The organism is Desulfosarcina alkanivorans, from assembly GCF_009688945.1.
GTDB lineage: Bacteria > Desulfobacterota > Desulfobacteria > Desulfobacterales > Desulfosarcinaceae > Desulfosarcina > Desulfosarcina alkanivorans.
On record NZ_AP021874.1, the window covers coordinates 3,751,660 to 3,773,233 of the forward strand.

General features: G+C 56.1%; 18 protein-coding genes. 5 read left to right on the forward strand and 13 right to left on the reverse strand.

Annotation, left to right across the window (positions count from 1 at the left end; translation table 11 throughout):
- Positions 1 to 55: 55 nt before the first annotated feature.
- The 13 genes from DSCA_RS16470 to DSCA_RS16530 form a co-directional block, all read right to left on the reverse strand.
- A complete protein-coding gene (locus DSCA_RS16470; RefSeq protein WP_155317461.1) occupies positions 56 to 433 on the reverse strand; it encodes a RidA family protein in 378 nt (125 codons plus the stop codon).
- A 12-nt stretch (positions 434 to 445) separates the two neighbouring features.
- Positions 446 to 1,615: a M24 family metallopeptidase gene (locus tag DSCA_RS16475; protein WP_167527817.1), complete on the reverse strand. Its 1,170-nt coding sequence runs from the start codon at positions 1,613 to 1,615 to the stop codon at positions 446 to 448.
- 12 nt (positions 1,616 to 1,627) lie between these two features.
- Positions 1,628 to 2,749 carry a pyridoxal-phosphate dependent enzyme gene (locus DSCA_RS16480; protein ID WP_197904609.1) on the reverse strand — a complete coding sequence of 374 codons (1,122 nt, stop codon included), beginning with the start codon at positions 2,747 to 2,749 and terminating at the stop codon, positions 1,628 to 1,630.
- Positions 2,750 to 2,755: 6 nt separating this feature from the next.
- Positions 2,756 to 4,045 carry a TRAP transporter large permease gene (locus DSCA_RS16485; RefSeq protein WP_155317463.1) on the reverse strand — a complete coding sequence of 430 codons (1,290 nt, stop codon included), beginning with the start codon at positions 4,043 to 4,045 and terminating at the stop codon, positions 2,756 to 2,758.
- Positions 4,042 to 4,626 carry a TRAP transporter small permease gene (locus DSCA_RS16490; RefSeq protein WP_155317464.1) on the reverse strand — a complete coding sequence of 195 codons (585 nt, stop codon included), beginning with the start codon at positions 4,624 to 4,626 and terminating at the stop codon, positions 4,042 to 4,044. The genes DSCA_RS16485 and DSCA_RS16490 overlap by 4 nt, the downstream gene beginning before the upstream one ends.
- Positions 4,627 to 4,698: 72 nt before the next feature.
- Positions 4,699 to 5,748 carry a TRAP transporter substrate-binding protein DctP gene (dctP, locus tag DSCA_RS16495; protein ID WP_155317465.1) on the reverse strand — a complete coding sequence of 350 codons (1,050 nt, stop codon included), beginning with the start codon at positions 5,746 to 5,748 and terminating at the stop codon, positions 4,699 to 4,701.
- Between the two features lie 60 nt (positions 5,749 to 5,808).
- On the reverse strand, positions 5,809 to 7,029 hold the full coding sequence (locus DSCA_RS16500) for a M20 metallopeptidase family protein (protein ID WP_155317466.1): 1,221 nt from the start codon (positions 7,027 to 7,029) through the stop codon (positions 5,809 to 5,811).
- Positions 7,030 to 7,071: 42 nt separating this feature from the next.
- On the reverse strand, positions 7,072 to 7,803 hold the full coding sequence (locus tag DSCA_RS16505; protein ID WP_155317467.1) for an aspartate/glutamate racemase family protein: 732 nt from the start codon (positions 7,801 to 7,803) through the stop codon (positions 7,072 to 7,074).
- A gap of 51 nt (positions 7,804 to 7,854) precedes the next feature.
- The gene (locus tag DSCA_RS16510; RefSeq protein WP_155317468.1) at positions 7,855 to 9,030 is read right to left on the reverse strand and encodes a M24 family metallopeptidase; all 1,176 of its coding nucleotides are present in this window, start codon (positions 9,028 to 9,030) and stop codon (positions 7,855 to 7,857) included.
- A 27-nt stretch (positions 9,031 to 9,057) separates the two neighbouring features.
- Positions 9,058 to 10,296 carry a Glu/Leu/Phe/Val family dehydrogenase gene (locus DSCA_RS16515; protein ID WP_155317469.1) on the reverse strand — a complete coding sequence of 413 codons (1,239 nt, stop codon included), beginning with the start codon at positions 10,294 to 10,296 and terminating at the stop codon, positions 9,058 to 9,060.
- Between the two features lie 169 nt (positions 10,297 to 10,465).
- Positions 10,466 to 11,416, reverse strand: a complete 951-nt coding sequence (locus DSCA_RS16520; protein WP_155317470.1) for a hypothetical protein — start codon at positions 11,414 to 11,416, stop codon at positions 10,466 to 10,468.
- 79 nt (positions 11,417 to 11,495) lie between these two features.
- Complete coding sequence (gene panB / locus DSCA_RS16525) at positions 11,496 to 12,347, reverse strand: 3-methyl-2-oxobutanoate hydroxymethyltransferase (protein WP_155317471.1); 852 nt, start codon at positions 12,345 to 12,347, stop codon at positions 11,496 to 11,498.
- Between the two features lie 52 nt (positions 12,348 to 12,399).
- Positions 12,400 to 13,176 (reverse strand): IclR family transcriptional regulator, encoded by a 777-nt coding sequence (locus tag DSCA_RS16530; RefSeq protein ID WP_155317472.1) that lies wholly within the window; start codon positions 13,174 to 13,176, stop codon positions 12,400 to 12,402.
- A 329-nt stretch (positions 13,177 to 13,505) separates the two neighbouring features.
- Here DSCA_RS16530 and DSCA_RS16535 point away from each other — a divergent pair, with 329 nt between their 5' ends.
- The 5 genes from DSCA_RS16535 (at position 13,506) to DSCA_RS16555 (ending at position 21,451) form a co-directional block, all read left to right on the forward strand.
- Positions 13,506 to 14,168 (forward strand): TetR/AcrR family transcriptional regulator, encoded by a 663-nt coding sequence (locus DSCA_RS16535; protein WP_155317473.1) that lies wholly within the window; start codon positions 13,506 to 13,508, stop codon positions 14,166 to 14,168.
- A 202-nt stretch (positions 14,169 to 14,370) separates the two neighbouring features.
- Positions 14,371 to 15,525, forward strand: coding sequence for an acyl-CoA dehydrogenase family protein (locus tag DSCA_RS16540; protein ID WP_155317474.1), 1,155 nt, complete (start codon positions 14,371 to 14,373; stop codon positions 15,523 to 15,525).
- A 218-nt stretch (positions 15,526 to 15,743) separates the two neighbouring features.
- Positions 15,744 to 19,031, forward strand: a complete 3,288-nt coding sequence (gene icmF, locus DSCA_RS16545) for a fused isobutyryl-CoA mutase/GTPase IcmF (RefSeq protein WP_155317475.1) — start codon at positions 15,744 to 15,746, stop codon at positions 19,029 to 19,031.
- Between the two features lie 123 nt (positions 19,032 to 19,154).
- Positions 19,155 to 20,330 (forward strand): acetyl-CoA C-acetyltransferase, encoded by a 1,176-nt coding sequence (locus DSCA_RS16550; RefSeq protein ID WP_155317476.1) that lies wholly within the window; start codon positions 19,155 to 19,157, stop codon positions 20,328 to 20,330.
- A gap of 272 nt (positions 20,331 to 20,602) precedes the next feature.
- Entirely contained in the window at positions 20,603 to 21,451 is an 849-nt protein-coding gene (locus tag DSCA_RS16555) for a 3-hydroxybutyryl-CoA dehydrogenase (RefSeq protein WP_155317477.1), read from the forward strand.
- The last annotated feature ends 123 nt before the right edge of the window (positions 21,452 to 21,574 follow it).

Consider the following 21,574-nt stretch of genomic DNA (forward strand, 5'->3'; position numbering starts at 1 on the left):
CCATGCGTGAGCAGTTCACGGATCGCTGTTGCGGAATTCGTTGTCAAAAGATGAATCAACATCCCGCGATGCAATCGATCTCCACATCCAATCCGGCATCCAGGCCTTTAACCGCCATGGCGATGCGGGCTGGCGGATCATGCGGAAAAAATTTCTGATAAACCGTATTCATCTCTTTTTTATGCTCCCATTCGGACAGGTAAACATTGACTTTCAGAACCTTTTCGAGGCCTGAGCCGGCAGCCTCCAGAATATATTGGATATGGGTGAGGATGCGCTGTGTTTGGGAAGCAACCGAATCTTTGACGGGTTCATGGGTTACCGGATCGTCAGAGGTTTGTCCGGAGACGAATACCAGATTGCCATACTTGATCGCCTGGGAGTAAGGACCGGGTTCGGGTGCTCTATCACTGTATACGATCTCTTTTTGCATGGTTTCTCCTTATTATTTTACAAACAGCTGTTGGGGAAACTCGATAAATTTTTCACACCCCTTGTCCGTTACCAGTATCGGCTCGCTGCATTCGAAGCCATAGGCATCAAGCCAGATCCCCGGCATGAAATGCAGGGTCATTCCGGGTGATAGTATGGTTTTGTCCCCGGGTCTGAGACTGATGGTGTGCTCGCCCCAATCCGGTACGTAGTTCAGTCCGTAGGAGTAACCGACGCGCGAGGGCTTGACCACACCCGTATGGGCAATCGCTTCCCGCCACCTGGCCTCCACCGCCTCGGCCGTTACCCCCGGTCGGACAAAGGACAACGTTTCCTGGAGTCCTTTCACCACGCCATCGGCGGTTTGACACAGGTCTTCCGGCGGATCTCCCAGGTATACGGTCCGGGACAAGGGGGCATGATATCGGTATCTGGCGCCGCAGAGTTCCAGCAGCACCGCATCGTTTTTTTGGTATTGCCGGTCGGGTTCGAAAGTCAGATGAGCGGTGGACGTTCTCTCCGCAGATGGCATGATCGGGAAAATAGCCGGTGACGAACCGCCGAATGCTTCCGTACCGGCAATTTGGGCGGCGCAGACGTTTGCCGCCACATCTTTTTCCCACACCCCCACATCGATCTCATCAATGGCGGTTTGCATCACCTTTTCACAGATCCGGCTCGCTTGTCTCATATATTCGATTTCAGCCGGCGATTTCACGACTCGAACCCAGTTGACAAGATTGGTCCCGTCCATCAGCTGAGCATGGGGCAGTTCCTCTTTTAGCGTGATATACATTTTTGCATTGAACCAGTATCCGTCCATCTCGAGGCCGAATCGTCTATTGTCTGCCTGATTCTCCCGCAAAAGGCCTGCCACCCAGCGCATGGTGTGGGTGTAGCGTGACTGGACATATTTATCCGGATATCCGCATATACAGTCATCGGGCAACCAACTGGTAAGCCTTGCACCGTTGGAATCCTGCTCGCGGCCGAACCAGATCGGGTTTTCCCGGTTCAGAAAAACGATGACGCCTTGGTGAACATAAAACGACCATCCATCATAGCCGGTCAGGTAATTCATGTTGGCCGGATCCATTACCAGCAACATTTCCATACCGAGATGGTCCATCATCTCTTTGGTTTTGCGGACCCGCCGTAGGTATTCTTCCTTGGTAAAAATCATATCGAGGATTCCTTAATTGTCGTCATCGATGAGTCTATGCTGAATAATGGATACATAATCACGGGAATTGATGCTGTTTCCGGACAGCAAGGTGACAACTGTATTCCCTTTCACATCCATCCGCTGATCGATCAATGCGCCGACACCAACGGCGGCGGCACCTTCCACGATTAATCGATGATTTTCAAAAACATAATGCATCCCGTTTTTTATTTCTTCTTCCGATATCAACAGGTGCTCGTCCGTAAATTTTTCCACAAGCGGCAGTGTGTGTCGATTCACATAACCGATCCCACCCAGCAGCGAATCGGCGATGGAGTCTTTTTCTTCCACTTGGACGGGCCTGCCGGCTTTCAGGCTCTCCAGCATGGCTGGAGACTGCTCAATGGAAAGACCAACGATATGAATGCCCGGATTGATGGATTTGGCAGCCATAGCGATCCCTGCCAATAGGCCGCCTCCGGAAAGTGGTATCAGCAGCACATCCGCATCGGGGAGCGTTGACAGTATTTCAAGTGCGATCGTCCCCTGACCGGCAATTATCATCGGGTCGTCAAACGGCAGTACGGGGATGAGGCCTTCGGCCGAGACCAGATCCTGATAATTTTTCTCTGCTTCATCCTGGGAATGGCCTTTCACAGAGACTTCCGCCCCCAGTTGTCTGATTGCCTGGACCCGGTAAGAGGCAACGTGTTCCGAGAGGCATACCACTGCCCGGATACCCATTTTTCCGGCGACATAGGCAACCGCTTTACCATGGTTGCCGGTGGAAAAAGTAATAACGCCTCTTTTCTTTTCTTCATCGCTAAGGCTTAGCATCTTATTTGCCGCCCCCCTGACCTTGAATGCGCCGGTATGCTGCAGACATTCCAGCTTCAGGTCTACCGTTCGTGCACCGGTTATTTTGGCCAGACCGGCAGATGGCAACAACGGCGTCTGAAGAATCATTGGTTTGATTCGGGCATGGGCACGATATACGTCCTGTAATGTTGGTAAGTGTGTCATAAAGTTATTCCACATCGAAGCAATTGTTTTAGTGCTTCCGTATACCAAAGACCGGAACCGGGATCTTTGATAAAGTCGTTTGACACCGCCGCCTTTCATCACGCCAGGATAAGTGATTTCCTTTGCCACCCATGTCTACCCCCCCATTGCCAGGTTCGGTAGAAAAAGAGCAATCTGCGGAAAGGTAATCAGGATAATCGTCGCCAGGATCAGAATTGACAGAAACGGCAGCGCGTGGCCGATCACCTCGAGATAAGGCCGCCTGAAGATGAGTTGTGCGGTAAAGATATCGCAGCCAAAGGGCGGCGTCGCCGAGCCGATGGCCGCCTGCAGTGTCACCAGGGTTCCCAGTAGAATGGGGTCGACGCCTGCACCGACCACATACGGCTGAAAAACAGGGCTCAGGATGAATATGGCGACGATGGGGTCCACAAACATGCAGGCCACAAAATAGACGACAACAACAATGGTAATGACCCACAGCATAGACGGATCGGTCCCGAAAAGCGGTGGCAGCAGCTTGGCCGGAATCTGCAGGAATCCGATAAGGAAGGAGAACGCCTGGCCGGCGCCAACCAGGATAAAGACGACGCCGGTGATGACGCCGGTCTGTAAAAAGGCATCCACGATGCGCTCGACCGTCAGGCTTTTGTAAATAACCATTTCCAGAATCAGCGCATAAAGCACCGCCGCTGCTGCTGCCTCGGTGGGACTGAAAAAGCCTGCATAAATGCCGCCCACGATGATAACGGGAAAGCCCATGACCGGCAACCCGTCTTTGACCGCTGTCCTGCGCTCGGACCAGTTGGCCTTGGGTAGGGTCGGAATCTTCTTCACTCTGGAGTAAATGTAGCAGTAGATGGAGAACATCATCAGAATCATCAACCCGGGGAAAATCCCGGCCAGAAAGAGCATTCCGATGGAGGTACTGGTTGCCACGCCGTATACGATAAACCCGATACTGGGCGGGATCAGAAATGCGATGTCACTGGAGTTGATGATCAACCCCAGAGTAAATGAGCTTTTGTAGCCGGCTTCCAGGAGCATGGGCCGCATGGTGCCGCCGATGGCCGCCACCGTGGCCTGGGTGGATCCGGAAACGGCGCCAAAAAGCGTACAACTGGCATTGGTGGTGATGGGCAGGCCACCGGGCAGATGGCCGACGAACACCTTCAGCATCCGGATCAGGCGATTGGCCGATTCCCCTGAAGTGATAATGCTGGCCGACAGGATAAACATGGGCACGCACACCAGTGCCGGCGGCGTCACCCCGGTAATGACCTGCTGCACCATGGTGATGATCATCCTCGGGGCGAAATCCGGCATATAGACGAACAGGTAAAGGATCAAAGAGCCCAGCAGGGTTATCATGAAAGGGAATCCGATCAGAAGCATGGTCGCCAAACTGATTCCGAAAAGGATCATATCTGCTCACCTCCAATTTCTTCATCTTCATATTCGCTCTGTTGATCCGGAGACTGCCAGGGGTCTTTTTCGATGATGTTTTTGATGATCGTGCGAAGGTACTGTATGCAGGCAAGCCCGAAACCAATGGGGATAATGATATAAAAAGTCCACTTGGGCACCCGCAGCGCGGGGGTCATGTGCCCCTTGGACATGGCGTTCATCAAATATTCCCATGACGCCCATGCCATAATTCCCATTACGACGGCGCTGACCAACGAGATGAAAATGATAAAGACCTTTTCCATTTTCGGCGGCATGGCATCCAGAAAGGCCCCCATTCGGATGTGACGTGCTTTACGAACGCCGTAACTCACGCCGGTAAAGGTCGTCAGCATCACCAGAAACTTGGAGACCTCCTCTGCAAAATAAATACTTTGGAAAAACGTGCGCGCAAACACATTGGTGATCAATAAGATTCCTAAAGAGGCGACGCAAAAGACCAGGATAGAGACTTCCACTGCATTGACCACCTTGCCGGCGGCACGGTTGAACCTTCGCAGAGCGCCGGGTATAACCGACTCTTCAGTGTCCTTTTTCATGGGTTGACCTCGGGGGCTGGAGCGATTCGCCCTGCCGCGGTTTGCCGGCCGCGGCAGGACAAATTTGCTTCGTTAGTTAATGCTGAGGGCTTTTTTTGCGTTCTTGATGTCTTTGAGCAGGGCATCCAGCACCGCTTGGGCGCCTTCGCCCCCAAGTTGAGGATATTGCGGGTAGACCGTTTCAGCCTTGGCTTTGAAGGTGGCAATGGTTGCGTCATCGAGAACGTGAAATTTCAGTGACGGTTTGGCCGCCTTCATCTTCTCCATGTCCGACGCGTTGCGCTCGGTAATCCATTTACCGGCAGGGACGATGGCGTCGATCCAATACCTGCGCATTTCATCTTGTGCTTCTTTGGTCAATCCGTCGAAGAACTGCTGGTTGACGGTGGGGATGCCAATGAAAGGCTCGCTTTTTAATTGGGTTAAATGTGTCTGAACCTCGTAGAATTTCATGCTGAAAATGGCAAACAACGGGTTCACCTGGGCATCGATCAGGCCCATCTGCAGGCCGCTGTATACTTCGCCGTAGCTCATGGGGGTCGGGCTGGCCCCATAGGCCTTGTAGTCTTCCACGAGCAGTTTGGATGACATCAGCCGAAGCTTCAGGCCGTCCATGTCTCCCAGCGATCGGATCTCTTTCTTGGAAGTCACCCACTGCCAGCCTTCGAACATGATTGACAGCGGCACAAGATCGTTCTGGCGGAAGGCTTTTTCCAGCAGTGGCAGGAACTCGCCGTTTTGTGCCATCCAGCCGAGAACCTCGGGAACCTTTTCGGTGGGGAAGATATAATTCAGCGCCAACGCCTGAGCTTGCGGCACAAAAGAACTGATCCATGCATGATCGGAAAAGACGAACTGCACGACGCCCATCTGGGCCAATTCGTTGATGTCGCCGGTATTTCCCAGTGTGCCGTACGGGTATACCTCAATGTCGATTTTACCGCCGGACCATGTTTTCATGTGGTCAGCAAAATTCCTGGCCCAGACGGTCATGAAGTCACCTTCAATCTCTTCCGAGGCCAGTTTGGCTTTGATTGCCGGACCGGTGTAACTGGCGGCCATGGCGGTCCCAAAGAGAATGAGAACAAAAAGGGCGGTTAACAGCACAATGCTTTTTTTCATAGTCAGATTCCTTTCATCTAACGCTCGTCGGGGCGAGCCGTAAGCTGTTGAAATTCCATTTCAGGCCTTGGGTATGGTCCTCCGATCACCTCCTTTTTGATCCTTTGACATGGTAAAAAAATTCAGGGCACCGCGGACATGCATGGCGACCCCGTTTAAAAGCACATCTTCATCGATGTCGAATCGTGGATTATGATGGGAAACGAACGTGCCTTTCTTCTCACTTCCTGCACCGAGGAACATGAAAACGCCGGGCACACGCTCACTGAATTCCGAGAAATCCTCACTTGCGATGGTGACGTGATCGATAATGGCATCTTTGTTTTCGAATACATCCCGGGCAGTCCGGCGGGCTAACGCGGCCAGGGAGGGATCGTTGATCAGCGGGATATTCTCATGGATGATTTCGATATCACAGGTACATCGATGGGTGCGACAGACCTGCTCGGCCACCCGCCGGAACCTTTCGGTAGGCTGTTCTTCGCTGTCGGGGCCGCCTTTGTATAGAAAACGGATAGAACCTTCCAGTTCGACCTTGTCCGGAATAATATTGCTTTTGGTGCCACCGGAAATTTTTCCGAACATGATGACGGTCGACTTCAGGTTGCTGATCTCGCGGGTCTGGATCGTCTGCACGGTCTGTATCAGGTTGGCAGCGGCAATCACGGGGTCCACGGCATCCTCAGGAACGCCGGTATGGCCGCCTTTTCCGAAAACAGCCATTTTGAACACATCCAGTCCGCCCATGACCGGGCCGGCGCTGATGCCGATCTTGCCGGATGCCACCGGTGTCCAGACATGAATGCCCATCACGGCATCGACGGTTGGGTCTTCAAGGACCCCTTCTCCGATCATGTGCAGTGCGCCGGCGATTTCTTCATTCGGCTGGAAAACGAACTTGATCGTTCCCGCGAGGGTGTCTCTGTGTTTAGACAACACCTTGGCCGCAATCAGCAGCATCGCCATATGGGCGTCGTGACCGCAGGCGTGCATCACCCCCGGGTGTTGCGATTGGTAGTCAACATCATTCGCTTCGGTTATCGGTAAGGCGTCCATATCCGCCCGAAGCATCAGCACCGGACCCGGACGGGATCCTTCAAGAAGGGCGACGACCCCTGTTTTCGACATGCGCCGGGTGGCCAGGCCCAGGGCCTTTAAATAGGCTTCAACCACTTTTGCGGTACGGTGTTCTTCGAAACCCAATTCGGGGTACCGATGAAAATCCCGCCGCAAGGCGATCACTTCATCACGGTATTGTTCGATCTGTTCGGATAATTGCATACGCGTCTCTCACCTGCTTTTTTTCTTAATCCTTCATCTGCTTCACAAAAATCCCGTATACGGGCGTTTCACTACCGTCGAAAAAACATAATCGATCATGGAAATGTAATCGAATACCGGCATTTGAACAGTTGCTTGCAAGGCCGCGGCGTATGGCGGCAGGAGGCTGCATTCCAACAGCAGCGCCTGTACCGCGTCATGTTGGGAAATGAGACGGCGGCCGGCCGCCACCACTTCGGCCTCTACCTTCTCGGTATCGAGCGTCCCCGTCTCCTGGATGGCAAACCGGTAAAAATTCGGCTGATCTTCCAAGCCTTCGATGACCAGTCGATCGACGTCGGTGACGCCCACGGCAGCCAGCAGTGTCTCGTCCAGGCTGCGGCCGTCGGCGGTCAGGACGCCAACCTTGCAGCCCTCATTCAGAATGGACAGCATAAAAGGAATCTGAAGCAGGCTCGACAGAAATACCGGCACCGCCAGTTCACTGGCCAGGCGTTTCTGGTGCAGGGCCATAAACCCGCAGTCTCCGGTCACGGCCCTTACGCCCTGGTCAACGAGGTCCTGGGCCGCCGTCTTCAGTGCATCGTAGACCGCCGGGTCCTTGCCGATGGCCCGCGCCACCGAAAAGCCCTCGACTTTGCAAAAGCGTACGGGATAGTTATAGGTGGTGGCGTTGGCCACATCCCCCGGGATGAATGGAACCGAGGTGTCCAGAAGGAGGATGCCGATGGCCTCTCCGCTGCTCGCCTGTCCTTTTGTGGCCTGATAGATCATCGAATCACCCTCTTCGTCCATCAGGATCTGTGGCAGGATGCCGACGTCGCTTCATGCTTTGACGAACAGTTTTCGGGGGACATCGGCAAAGGTCTCACAACCGTCTCCGCTGACGCGGAACGATTCACTGCACTCAAATCCATAGTCGTCCATCCACATGCCCAGAATCATGTGAAAGGTCATGTTGGGTTCAAGGACCGTCTGATCGCCTGGCCGCAGGCTGGCGGTGTGCTCGCCCCAGTCCGGCGGGTAGTTGAGGCCCATGGCGTAGCCAATGCGCGACTCCTTCTCCAACCCGACCTTGGCCATGTGCTTTCGCCAAACCTGTTCCACCGCTTCGGCGCGCATGCCCGGCTTGATCGCCGCCAGGGTCAGATCGAGGCCCTCAACAGTGTGAGCGGCCAGTTCGACCAGCTTGGCAGGGGGGTTTTTGCCCAGATAGGCCGTACGCGCGATGGGGCAATGGTAGCGATGCCGGCAGGCCGCCAGCTCCAGGTTGACCATCTGTTCGTTTTCGTATGGGGCATCGGTCCAGGTCAGATGAGGTGCCGAGGTCTTCTCTCCGGTGGGCATCATGGGCACGATGGCGGGATAATCTCCGCCGAATGCCTCGGTTCCCGACATCTGGGCCTGGTATACGGCAGCCACGGCATCACACTCGCGCACACCTGGTTCGAGCCGATCAATGGCCGTGGTCATCACCCGGTTGGCGATTTGGCCGGCTTGCCGCATAATGACAATTTCGGCGTCCGATTTGATCAGACGAACCCAGTTGACCAGCAGGTCGGCATTGGCAAAGCGCGCGTTGGGCAGGTGCTTTTGCAGTTCGGCATAGGCGCGCGCCGAGAAGTAGTAGGCATCCATTTCCACACCGACGGTCTTTGCCCCCCAACCCCGTTCGGCGATCATGTCCCCCACGAAATTCATAGGGTGCCGTGCCAGTGTCTGCACATAGTGATCCGGGTATCCGATAATGTCGGCTTCAGGTAAAAATGTGGTATGACGGGCCCCGGCCACGTCCATTCCCCTACCGATCCACAGCGGGGTGTCCGCATCCAGGCTGACCACGACACATTGTGGCACATAAAACGACCACCCGTCATATCCGGTGAGGTAGTTCATGTTGGCCGGATCCGAGGCGACCAGCACGTCGATTCCGGCATCTGCCATTCGGGTCTTGGTCTTGCCAAGGCGTTCGAGATATTCGCTTTCGTCAAACAGAGTCATTGTTCCTCCACACGATCAACGGTTGGATTACACCCACCCTCTTAATTTCATGGCCTTTTCAATTTTTTTCAGCGCACTGATCCAGGTTCCGATCCGCAGCGTGGCACCTTCATGGGCCCGAGCCGTTTCAGCCGCATCGCGGTAGGCCGCCAGAATCCGTTTTTCCAGCATGGCATTGACGGTCTTAAGGTCCCAGTACTGGTCGGAAAGGCCCTGGGTCCGCTCGAAGTGACAAACGGTGGCGCCGCCGCTGTTGGCCACCACATCCGGCACAATGGTCACTCCTTTTCCGGCAAGAATCTCGTCCGCTTCGGTCGTCACCGGGCCGTTGGCGCCTTCCACAATCAATTTCGCCTTGACATGCGCGGCATTATCTTTGTGGATGACACTCTGTACCGCGGCCGGCACGATAATATCGCAGTCAACGCCGAAAATTTCGGCATTAGAAACCGGCCTGGTACCCGGAAAGTCAACCACTTTACCGGTTTCGGCCACGTATGCTGTAAGTGATGCGATGTCGATGCCTTCAGTATTGTAGATGCCGCCGAACACATCGCTCACGGCCACAATTCTGGCCCCTTCCTTATTGAGCAGTCCGGCCAGGGCCGATCCAACCTGTCCGAAACCCTGAACCACCGCGGAACTCCTGGAGACCACCATGCCAAGATCCTCGGCTGCCGCTTTCAAGGTAATGAAGACACCGCGACCGGTGGCCTCTTCGCCGCCGACGGACCCCCCCAGGATGGCCGGTTTGTCATTGATTGCCGCCGGGCAGTGGTTTCCGGTAATCTGCTCGTATTCGTCGAGCATCCAGGCCATGGCCTGCTCACCCGTCCCGATGTCGGCGCCGGGAACGTCGGCCCAGGGCCCCTTTGGAGAAAGTGAGCGCACAAAGGCGCGCACCAGCCGCTCCATGTCGTTTTCGGTCAGTTCAGCAGGGTCGGCTTGGATACCGCCTTTGGCTCCGCCTGCGGGAATGGCCGCCGCGCAGTGTTTGATGGTCATAAACAGGCCCAGGGCCTTGATCTCGTCCAGGGTCAGGTTGGGGCGTATGCGCGTTCCATTGCGGCATGGCCCCAGAGCATCGCAATAGTGGACCCGATAGGCGGGAAAAACCTTGAAGGCGCCGCTATCGAGCTTCAAAGGAATTCGAAATTGTTGAATCCGCTTCGGTGCCTGGAGAATTTCCATCACCCGCGCGTTGATACCACCAATGGTACCGGCCTGGTTGAGGGTGTTAATCGCTACCTGAAAGACATTATTCATATTGCTCACCTTAAAAATTACAATTGAGTGCTAACCGATCCCATAGTCCGATTCCGGAGTATTTTTTAATAAAAATTCAGGTATTCCGTCTGAAGACCGACAGGTGAACGGTCCTGATCGGTTTACACCTTCAATGCTTGGACCTGAATTCTCACAAGATTATCGACAATTAAACAACCACCGGCAGGACCAGGTCGGCCGGTCCTTTTTTCGAAACCTTTAAATTCGGGGCATGGCGGTTCATCAGTTCCTGGATCACCTGGGCGACTTTGACCTTCTCACGCACCAGATCCTGATGGAATGATTCGAACGCCCAGGGTTTGTATATGTCACCTTCGCTGGTGCCCGGCTCGATCTTGAAGTAGACCGGTGCGGCGACACGGGCAATTTCAGGCGCCTCGTAGGCCCGGTACATGCCGCCGAATGCGTCGACGATAATTACATAAACGTCCAGTGGGATATCCACGGTCTTTCGAATGGAGGACAGGATCGGCAGGGAGACATCGGAAAGCGGGTTGAGGGAATTGACGCCCATGGATTCCACCACTTTGGCACCTGCCGCGCTACAGTATCCGCCGAATACGGAAAATTTGAAGATGGTTTCAGCCGGGATCACCCCTTCTGCGCGCATCTTGTTGAGGATAAACAGCACCCCTTCGTCATAGACCAGAAATCCACGGTGCCCCGCCTCGATGTTGCGCATGATGTCGGCGATGTGATAAGAGATGTTATCTGACCCCCTGAGCCGAAAGCCCTGCATGGTGCCCTCCGGCGTGGACATCTCCTTGGCGCCGGCGTCCCAGCCCTTGCGATGGCCGACAGTCATAACCAGTTCGATCTTCTCGTCGTGAGCCATCCGGGCCATGGCCTTGAGTTCCTCGAAGTCGCAGTAGGTCGAGCCGCCTACGGTCGCAATGGCGCGGTGAACGGTGACATCTCGTTTTTTGGCTTCGTCGATCATCGCTTCCATTGTGGTGGCCCGTTCGATACCGGCAATTTCTATCCGCCAGTGCCCTCCGTCCGGAAAAGATTGGGTCGAATCCACCAGATCGTAGCCGTCCCGGCCTGGGATCCCCTCTTTCTCCATGAAGTCACGAATGGTTTTCAACACCTCGGACATAAAAACCTCCATATCTGAAAAGTTTCGTTTATGTAAAAAATTACTGCTCATAGCAGCTTATCTGAAGTACGGGCGAACATCATTGGCCGATCAGTTTTTTAAGCTTGGGCAGTTCTTTCTCCACCATTTTGTAGGCATGTTCTTCTTTGGGGAATAACCCGTTTCGTGCCTCCTGCGCATATTGCTGGAATGCGCTAACGGTTTTTTCTCCCAGGTTCTCATATTTCTTTACAAACTTGGGCGTAAATGCCTGGAATATACCCAACACGTCGCTGCAGATCATAAGCTGCCCATCCGCTTCCCAGCCGGCTCCGATGCTGTATACAGGGATGCTCAGCCGTTCCCGGATAATGCCACAGACTTCAGGCGGCACCGCTTCCACCAGGAGTGCAAAGGCACCGGCGGCCTCGATCGCCATTGCGTCTTCGATCAGGTCTTTTGCCGCAGCCGCTGTGCGGCCCTGAGCCTTGAAGCCCCCCTGCTGGCCCGAACTCTGGGGAGTGAGTCCGATATGCCCCATGACCAGCATACCGCCATCGGCGATGGCCTGAATCTGGGGGCATACACGTCGGCCGCCTTCCAACTTGATCGCGTCCACGCCAGCTTCTTTGTGAAAGCGTCCCGCATTTCGAACGGCCTCTTCCACACTGACCTGATAGGAAAGAAAAGGCATATCTCCGATGATAAACGTATTCGCTGCACCCCGCCGCACCGCCTCACTGTGCCAGATGCACTGGTCCATGGTTACCGGGACGGTACCGCTGTATCCGTATATGCACATGCCCAGTGAATCGCCCACCAGTATCATGTCCATGCCGGCCTGATCGGCGAATGCGGCGGTCCAGTAGTCATATGCCGTAATCCAGACTGCTTTTTGGCTATCCTGTTTCATTTTCTGCAGATCAATACGCGTCAGTTTTTTTTTACTCATGGCGTGTATTCCTCCTTCAAGGTTCGGTTGGCAGCCAACCGGTTTCATGGTTTTATTTCTCAGGTGCACCGATCTGGCGCGATATTTGGCGGCACATCGGTAACAGCGTTTTTTGGATCGTGTTGATTTTTTCTTCCGTCATCCTCAGCGTTGGACCGGAAACGCTCAGGGCATATGTCGGCCTGCCCGTATGATCAAACACCGGCACGGCCACACAACGAAGCCCGAGGCTCAGTTCTTCATCGTCGATGGCGTAGCCGCGTCGCCGGATCTGCACGATGTCGGATTTCAAGTTCTCAGGGGTGGTAATTGTACGGGGAGACATTGCCACCCAATCCACGGACGCCAGATAGGCTTCGAGTTCACGATCAGGCAGAAAGGCCAACACCGCCTTGCCCAACCCGGTGCAGTATGCTGGAGCCATTGCCCCCATACCGACGTCCATTCTTAAAATCTCAGTGCTGTTGATTTTATCCAAATGAACGATTGCGGTTCCGTCCCAATGTCCCAGATTGACCGTTTCGCTGAAAGCCCGGGCAATTTCCTGCATGAAAGGATGGACGATCCGGCGGATCTCGAACCCATCGAGCTTCTTCATGCCCAATTCGAGGACCTTGAACGTCAGGCGAAAGACGCCATCCTCTGTCTTTTCAACATAGCCCAAATCGCGAAGCGTCGATAAAAACCGGTGACTGGCAGCCCTGCTGGTTCCGAGGTGCCCTGCAACCTGAGAAACCGACATTTCGCCTTTGGAGGCGAGCTGCTCCAATATTCGCAACCCTTTGGCCAGGGAAGAAACAAAATAGTATTTTTCACCTTTTGACGGCATTGCGTTCCTCTTTAACCGAAATGAGGCCCAATTTGGCACGTTGATCCCAGCAAATTGTATCTCACTATGTGTGACGCCATCTCTCTATGTGTGACGCATTGTTTAGCGGATATACATGGGCCTTGTCAAGGATTTTTATACCCGGGTGATTTGCCAGCTGCATGGTCCAAACGGAGCATCCACCCCTGATGTCCCCTCTCGAGTCGAAGACGACCGGGTCAACATTTGTGTTGACAAGACCGACCGGTCTGGCTTAAAACCATAAAAATATGACTGAGCGTTCGCTCGGATTATTAACAAAAAAACGGGGAATTGGTAGTTTTTACAAAATGTTGAACAAAGTTCAGAAAAAAACTGAAACCAAGGGGATTCCCACCCAGGTCAAAAACCAGGCATTGGTGACCCAGCGTCGGCGCCAAATCGTGGACGCGGCGGTGAACCTGTTCATCGAAAACGGATTCCACAAGACCACCACCCGACAGATCGCCCGGGAGGCAGGCATCTCCATCGGTTCGCTCTACGAATACATCGCCACCAAGGAGGATGTGCTCTACCTGGTATGCGACGCCATTCATGCCGAAATCGAGCACGGGGTGGCCGAGGCGCTCGACCGCGCCAAAAACGGGAGGAACCCCCTTTCCGAAGTCATCCGTGAATACTTCATGGTCTGCCACCGCATGAACGACCACATTCTGCTGATCTACCAGGAGACCCAGTCGCTGCCCGGCAAGTGGCAGCGGGTCGTGCTGGAAAACGAAATCCGCATCACCGGCATATTCACCGGTGTGCTGGCCCGGCTCATGGCCTCGGGGGACCTGCCCCGCATCGCCCCGCGGCAACTGGACCTGGTGGCCCACAACATCTCGGTGCTGGGGCACATGTGGACGTTCCGGCGCTGGTTTCTGGCCAACCATTACGGCATCGATGAGTATATCGAATTCCAGACCAGAAACATTTTAGGCATGTGCCGGGAGAATGCATTGTTAAAATAAGGATTCAAGGGGTCGAGGGGTCAGGGATTCAAGGGAGAACGAAAACGGGCTTCACGGGTGACAGCGATTTTGGGATATCAAAATGATACTTCGTGATATGGGGTGAATTCGAATCACTCGACCCCTTGAACCCTCGAACCCTATTTATTGTCGGATACAGAATGGACGGATACCATTATTAATAAACGCAGGAGGGAATGGAATGGATTTTGAGCTGAACAAAACCCAGAAGGACATTCAAAAGGCAGTCAGGGATTTCGTAAAAGGAGAATTTGACAAGGAATTGGCCTTCGAAATGGAGCAAAAACACGAATTTCCCCGTAAAATCTGGAAAAAGGCCTGTGACCTGGGGCTGCTCGGGGTTCACTTTCCGGAGAAATACTCCGGACAGGGGCTCGGTTCCATTGAAGACATTCTGGTCATCGAAGAACTGTGCCGCGGCGACTCCACGATCGGCAGCGCCATCGCCCTGGCCCCGTTCGCATCGGAAATCATCATGCACTACGGATCCGATGAGCAGAAAGAGAAATACCTGCCCGCCGTTGCCGAAGGCGAAATGCTTTCCGCCGGCGCCTTTACCGAGCCGGACCACGGTTCGGACATCACCTTCATGAATACCACCGCCGTCAAAGATGGCGACGAATGGGTCATCAACGGCGGCAAGACCTTCATCACCAATGGCGGGCTGGCCGGGTTCTACAACGTGCTCTGCCAGACCGACCCGGACGCCTCTCCCGGCTACCGCGGCCAGAGCGTCATCCTGGTGGAAGCGGACCGAGAAGGGCTCTCCACCACCGATGTGGGCCAGAAGATGGGTATCCGCATGATGGCGACCGCCGAAGTGACCCTGAAAGATGTCCGCGTGCCCCTGGCCAATCTCGTTGGTGAGGAAAACAAGGGGTTTTACCATGTGCTGCATTTTTTCGATGAAAGCCGCATCCAGGTGGCCGCCCAGGCGCTGGGAACGGCCCAGGGGGCCTATGACCGCGCACTGGCCTATGTCAAGCAGCGTGTACAGTTCGGCAAGAAAATCGCCCAGTTCCAGGTGACGCAGCACAAACTTGCCGACATGGCCACCAAAATCGAGCTGGCCCGGCTGATGACCTACAAGGCTGCCTGGAATTTCGACCAGGGCCGTATCGATCCCAAGCTGACCTCCATGGCCAAAATGTATGCGGCCCGCACCGCCGTAGAAGTGGCCGATGAAGCCATCCAGCTGCTGGGCGGCTACGGCTACATGACCGAATACGAGGTGGAACGCTTCTACCGCGATGCCAAGATCACCGAGATCTACGAGGGCACCAAGGAGATCCAGAAAAACACCATCGCCAGTGCATTGATCGGCAAATTGAAATAAGAACGACCCATCCCCGGAAGGCCCCCTCCCCGTCGTTCACCGGCGCCTTCCGGGGTCACCCGCAACCGCATTTCGTTGATGCTGCGACCTGAACCCTTCGGCCGCCACCACAGCATCTTTCCAGTGCTGTCCGACAGGCACCAATCGGCCTGCTCAGGACACGGGAAAGTCACCCGCTCGGCGGAGCGAGACAACCAGGACCAGCCACAGGAGGACGCATGAACGATGACATCCAGGTTTACCGGCCCGAGAACAATGTAAGGGTCGTCACGGCAACATCCCTTTTCGACGGCCACGACGCCTCCATCAATATCTTCAGGCGCATTCTGCAAAGTACCGGCGTGGAGGTAATCCACCTGGGCCACAACCGCTCGGTGAAGGAGATCGTCGACGCCGCCATCGAAGAAGATGCCCAGGGCATTGCCATTTCCAGCTATCAGGGCGGCCACCTGGAATTCTTCAAGTACATGGTCGATCTGTTGAAGGAAAGCGGCGCGGACCACATCAAGGTGTTCGGCGGCGGCGGCGGCGTCATCGTCCCCGAAGAAATCAAGGAACTGGAAGCCTACGGGGTGACCAAAATCTACTCACCGGAAGACGGCACCAGCCTGGGGCTCCAGGGAATCATCAACCACATGGTCCAGTCGATGGACTACTCCCGCGCCGACGAGACCGCCATGGATCTTTCCGACCTGGCTGCGGACAACAAGTTGCTGGTGGCCAACCTGATCACGACCCTGGAACAGGCCAAGGCCCGGGAGAACGGCCACCTGGCCAAATTCCGGCAGGAACTCAAAGAAAAAATAGGGGACCGCAAGGTACCGGTGATCGGCATCACGGGAACCGGCGGCGCCGGCAAATCCTCCCTGACCGACGAACTGATCCTGCGCATGCTCCATGACCTGAAGGACATCCGCATCGCCATCGTCAGCGCCGACCCCTCCCGGCGGAAAACCGGCGGGGCCCTCCTGGGCGACCGCATCCGCATGAACGCCATCGACAGCCCGCGGGTCTATATGCGCTCCATCGCCACCCGGCGTTCCCACACGGAGATCCCCGAGGCCATGGGTGAAGTGCTGGATGTGGTCAAGGCAGCCGGTTACGACCTGGTCATCGCCGAAACCGCCGGCATCGGCCAGGGGGACTCGCACATCATCGACCTGGTTGACCTTTCCATGTACGTCATGACCAGCGATTTCGGCGCCGCCTCGCAGCTGGAGAAGATCGACATGCTCGACTTCGCCGATATCGTCGTGGTCAACAAGTTCGAAAAACGCGGTGGCGAGGATGCGGTGCGCGACGTGCGCAAGCAGGTACAGCGCAACCGCATGGTCTTCGATCGCCCGGCGGAGGACATGCCGGTGTTCGGTACCATTGCATCCAAGTTCAACGATGACGGCGTCACCGCCCTTTACCACGCCCTGCTGGACGCGATCAAAGCCAAGACCGACGTGGCCTTCGAATCCAGCCTGCCGCGGCCCGACACCAAGCAGTCCACCTCCAAGACCATCATTATCCCGCCGGAGCGCACCCGTTACCTGGCGGAAATCGCCGAAACGGTGAGAAACTACCACCGTGAAACCGAAAGCCAGGCCGACGCCATGCGGCGGGTGTGGCACCTGGAAGAGGCTGCCAGGACGGTCGGCGAAGAGGGCCTGGAAGGGGACAGCGCCGCCCTGCTGGAACGGCTCAAAGGTGAAATCGCCAAGGCGCGCGAGGCCCTGGACGGCGAAACCGAAAAGCTGGTCAGGGAGTGGGAGACCACCCGGGCCGCCTATTCCGGCGACGAACTGGTATACACCGTGCGCGGCAAGGAAATCCGCGTCCCCCTCTATTCCGAGTCCCTCTCCCACCAGAAAATCCCCAAGATCTCCCTGCCCCGTTTCAAGGATCCCGGAGAGATCTATCGATGGATGAGAAGGGAGAACCTGCCCGGCTATTTCCCGTTTACGGCCGGCGTCTTTCCCATGAAGCGCGTGGGCGAGGATCCCACACGCATGTTCGCCGGCGAAGGCGATCCGGCGCGCACCAACCGACGGTTCAAGATGCTGTCGGCAAACAGCGACGCCAAGCGCCTGTCCACCGCCTTCGACTCGGTCACCCTCTACGGCTACGATCCGGACCGACGGCCCGACATCTACGGCAAGGTCGGCAATTCCGGGGTGAGCGTCTGCACCCTGGACGACGTGAAGGTGCTCTACGGCGGGTTCGACCTGTGCGCCCCCACCACCTCGGTCTCCATGACCATCAACGGGCCGGCGCCCATCATGCTGGCCATGTTCCTCAACACGGCCATCGACCAGCAGGTGGACAAATATATCGAGGAAAAGGGCCGTCAGCCCCTGACCGAGGAATACAACCGGATCAAGGCCATGGTGCTGGAAAATGTTCGCGGCACCGTGCAGGCCGACATCCTCAAGGAAGACCAGGGTCAGAACACCTGCATCTTCTCCATCGATTTCGCCCTCAAAATGATGGGCGACATCCAGGAATACTTCATCGATAAAAATGTACGCAACTTCTACTCGGTCTCCATTTCCGGCTACCACATCGCCGAGGCCGGGGCCAATCCCATCAGCCAGCTGGCCTTCACCCTGGCCAACGGATTCACCTACCTGGAGTACTACCTGTCCCGCGGCATGCCCCTGGACAGCTTTGCGCCCAACCTCTCCTTCTTCTTCTCCAACGGCATGGATCCGGAATACACGGTCATCGGCCGGGTCGCCCGCCGTATCTGGTCCGTCGCCCTGCGGGAGAAATACGGGGCATCGGTGCGCAGCCAGATGCTCAAATACCACATCCAGACCTCGGGCCGCAGCCTGCACAGCCAGGACATCCAGTTCAATGACATCCGCACCACCCTGCAGGCCCTGTGCGCCATCTACGACAACGCCCAGAGCCTGCACACCAACGCCTTCGACGAAGCCATCACCACGCCCACGGAAGAGTCGGTGCGGCGCGCCCTGGCCATCCAGCTGATCATCAACCGGGAGTGGGGGCTGGCCAAAAACGAGAACCCCTACCAGGGCAGCTTCGTCGTCGACGACCTGACCGACCTGGTCGAAGAGGCCGTGCTCATGGAGTACGACAAGATCACCGCCCGCGGCGGCGTCCTGGGCGCCATGGAAACCGGCTACCAGCGCAGCAAGATCCAGGAGGAGTCCATCTACTACGAAACGCTTAAGCATACGGGCGCGTATCCCATCGTGGGCGTCAACACCTTCCGGGATCCCCATGCCGACGGCGCCGACATGATTGAAGGCGCCTCGTGCATCGACCTGGCCCGGGCCACCACCGAAGAGAAGGAGTCCCAGCTCACCCGCCTGAAAGAGTTCCAGTCCCGCCACGCGGACCAGGCCCCCGAAGCCCTGGCCCGGCTCCAGAAGGTGGCCCTTTCCGGCGACAACATCTTTGCCGAGCTGATGGAAACCGTGAAATGCTGCAGCCTGGGACAGATCACCGGCGCGTTGTATGGCGTGGGCGGGCAATACCGGCGCAATATGTAAAAAAAAGGATTCAAGGGGTCGAGGGGGCAAGGATCCGAGCGAACAATCCTGTAGATACGTGTCGTTTGCCTTGAACCCTTGAACCCTCGAATCCTTGAACCCTTAACAATCTTGGAGAATAAAATGAAAGAAGCAGTCATCGTCAGTGCCGTGAGAACGCCGCTGGGCAGTTTCAACGGATCGCTCGCCGGCATCGGCGCCACGGATCTGGGTGCCATCGTCATCGAAGAAGCGGTCCGGCGGGCCGGCATCGACAAAAAAGAGGTCAATGAAGTCCTCATGGGCCAGGTCCTGCCCTGCGGCTATGGCCAGAACCCTGCCAAACAGGCGGCCGTCAGGGCCGGCATGCCCTGGGAAGCAGAATGCGTTACCGTCAACAAGGTGTGCGGCTCCGCCCTGAAAACCGTCATGCTGGCCGCCCAGGCGATCCAGACCGGCGATGCCGAGGTGGTGGTGGCCGGCGGCATGGAGAACATGAGCATGGCGCCCTACTACCTGGAGAAGGCCCGTTTCGGCTACCGCATGGGGCCCGGACAGCTCCAGGACTCCATGATCCACGACGGATTGTGGGACATCGTCAACGACTTTCACATGGGCATCTCCAACGAACTGTGCTCCGAGCGCTACCACGTGAGCCGGGAAGACCAGGATCGCTATGCCGTCGAATCCTATCGCCGCGCCCTGGAGGCCATCAACAGCGGCCGCTTCGACGATGAAATCGTTCCCGTCACCATCCCCCGGCGCAAGGGGGATCCCAAAATTTTCGACCGGGATGAATGCGCCCGGGAAACCGCCTACGATGCCATGTCCAGAATGAAACCGGCCTTCAAGAAAGACGGTTTCGGCACGGCCGGCAATGCCTCCATCATCAGTGACGGCGCCGCCGCCGTGGTGGTGATGTCACGGGAGAAGGCCGAGGCACTGGGGTGCACGGTCCTGGCCGCCGTGGGTGCCCAGGCCTCCTACGGCATCGATATGAAATACGTCCTGGTGGCGCCCATGTGGGCCATACCCAAATGCTTGAAAAAAGAAGGCATCGGCATCGACGACGTGGACCTGTTCGAGGTTAATGAAGCCTTTTCCGGTTCCACGGTTGCGGTCATGAACGAACTGGGGCTGTCTGCCGACACCACCAATGTCAACGGCGGTGCCGTGGCCCTGGGCCATCCCATCGGGGCCAGCGGCTGCCGGGTGCTGGTGACCCTGCTGCACGAAATGATCCGCCGGGATCAAAAGACCGGCTTGGCATCGCTTTGTCTGGGGGGTGGGGAGGCGGTGGCCATGGTCGTCAAACGCTGATCGCCGACCAGAAACGGCATCTTGCGGCCCAGATCGGCGTTTTCGGGTTTTGGCAATCCTCGACGTAGCGATGCTACGCCTGCGGTTTCCAAAACCCTGCGGCCTTGATCTGGACCACAAGCCACCATTTCTGAATGAAAACGGCTGTTGTAATGAACCGCATCTGATATCGGAAACAAGCACCTACAGTCTAAACACCTAAACGGCTACAGCCTCAACGGCTAATCAGCTTAACACCTAAATCACTAACCACCTAACAACGGAGTGAGACAATGGACATCAACACCTTTGGGGTTATCGGATCCGGCCAGATGGGCAACGGCATCGCCCAGGTCGCGGCCACTGCCGGCCTGAACGTCATCATGAGCGACATCAAGATCGAGTTTGCCGAAAAGGGGCTGGCCAACATCACCAAAATTCTCGGCAAGAATGTGGACAAGGGCAGGATCAGCGCAGACGACAGGGATGCGATCCTGGGCCGCATCAAGATCACGGCCGATCTGAAGGACATGGCAGAAGCGGATTTCGTGGTGGAGGCGGCCACGGAAAACGAGACCCTTAAATTCCAGATATTCAAGGACCTGGACGACATCTGCAAACCCGGCGTGATCCTGTCCACCAACACCTCCTCCATCCCCATCGGCCGGATCGCCGCCCAGACCGGACGTCCGGACAAGGTCATCGGCATGCACTTCATGAACCCGGTGCCGGTGATGAAGCTGGTGGAGGTGATTCGCGGCCTGGCCACCTCGGACGACACCTACCAGACGACCTGGGACCTGTCGCTGAAATTCGGCAAAACACCGGCCCTGGCCAACGACTTTCCCGGCTTTATCGCCAACCGCATCCTGCTGCCCATGATCAATGAGGCCGTGTTTGCCCTGTACCATGGGGTGGGCACCCGCGAAGACATCGATACGGTCATGCGGCTGGGCATGAACCACCCCATGGGCCCCCTGGCCCTGGCCGATCTGATCGGCCTGGACACCTGCCTGGCGATCATGGAAACCCTGTACAACGGATTCAAAGACTCCAAATACCGGCCCTGCCCGCTGTTGAGAAAATATGTGGAAGCCGGCTGGCTGGGAAGAAAAACCGGCCGGGGATTTTACGAGTATTAAAAAAAAGAAGGATCCAAGGGGTCAAGGATTCGAGGATTCGAGTGAAAAAAATTCATCGAGAACATTCAGATAAAAACTGCAGCCGGGCACAGCGGATAAAAAATGCTGCATTCACTTGATCCC

Bases quoted from the DNA above. Each gene is read 5' to 3' on its own strand.
- DSCA_RS16470 (WP_155317461.1), bottom strand. From the start codon at position 433: ATGCAAAAAGAGATCGTATACAGTGATAGAGCACCCGAACCCGGTCCT.
- DSCA_RS16475 (WP_167527817.1), bottom strand. From the start codon at position 1,615: ATGATTTTTACCAAGGAAGAATACCTACGGCGGGTCCGCAAAACCAAA.
- DSCA_RS16485 (WP_155317463.1), bottom strand. From the start codon at position 4,045: ATGATCCTTTTCGGAATCAGTTTGGCGACCATGCTTCTGATCGGATTC.
- DSCA_RS16490 (WP_155317464.1), bottom strand. From the start codon at position 4,626: ATGAAAAAGGACACTGAAGAGTCGGTTATACCCGGCGCTCTGCGAAGG.
- dctP (WP_155317465.1), bottom strand. From the start codon at position 5,748: ATGAAAAAAAGCATTGTGCTGTTAACCGCCCTTTTTGTTCTCATTCTC.
- DSCA_RS16500 (WP_155317466.1), bottom strand. From the start codon at position 7,029: ATGCAATTATCCGAACAGATCGAACAATACCGTGATGAAGTGATCGCC.
- DSCA_RS16505 (WP_155317467.1), bottom strand. From the start codon at position 7,803: ATGATCTATCAGGCCACAAAAGGACAGGCGAGCAGCGGAGAGGCCATC.
- DSCA_RS16510 (WP_155317468.1), bottom strand. From the start codon at position 9,030: ATGACTCTGTTTGACGAAAGCGAATATCTCGAACGCCTTGGCAAGACC.
- DSCA_RS16515 (WP_155317469.1), bottom strand. From the start codon at position 10,296: ATGAATAATGTCTTTCAGGTAGCGATTAACACCCTCAACCAGGCCGGT.
- DSCA_RS16520 (WP_155317470.1), bottom strand. From the start codon at position 11,416: ATGTCCGAGGTGTTGAAAACCATTCGTGACTTCATGGAGAAAGAGGGG.
- panB (WP_155317471.1), bottom strand. From the start codon at position 12,347: ATGAGTAAAAAAAAACTGACGCGTATTGATCTGCAGAAAATGAAACAG.
- DSCA_RS16530 (WP_155317472.1), bottom strand. From the start codon at position 13,176: ATGCCGTCAAAAGGTGAAAAATACTATTTTGTTTCTTCCCTGGCCAAA.
- DSCA_RS16535 (WP_155317473.1), top strand. From the start codon at position 13,506: ATGTTGAACAAAGTTCAGAAAAAAACTGAAACCAAGGGGATTCCCACC.
- DSCA_RS16540 (WP_155317474.1), top strand. From the start codon at position 14,371: ATGGATTTTGAGCTGAACAAAACCCAGAAGGACATTCAAAAGGCAGTC.
- icmF (WP_155317475.1), top strand. From the start codon at position 15,744: ATGAACGATGACATCCAGGTTTACCGGCCCGAGAACAATGTAAGGGTC.
- DSCA_RS16550 (WP_155317476.1), top strand. From the start codon at position 19,155: ATGAAAGAAGCAGTCATCGTCAGTGCCGTGAGAACGCCGCTGGGCAGT.
- DSCA_RS16555 (WP_155317477.1), top strand. From the start codon at position 20,603: ATGGACATCAACACCTTTGGGGTTATCGGATCCGGCCAGATGGGCAAC.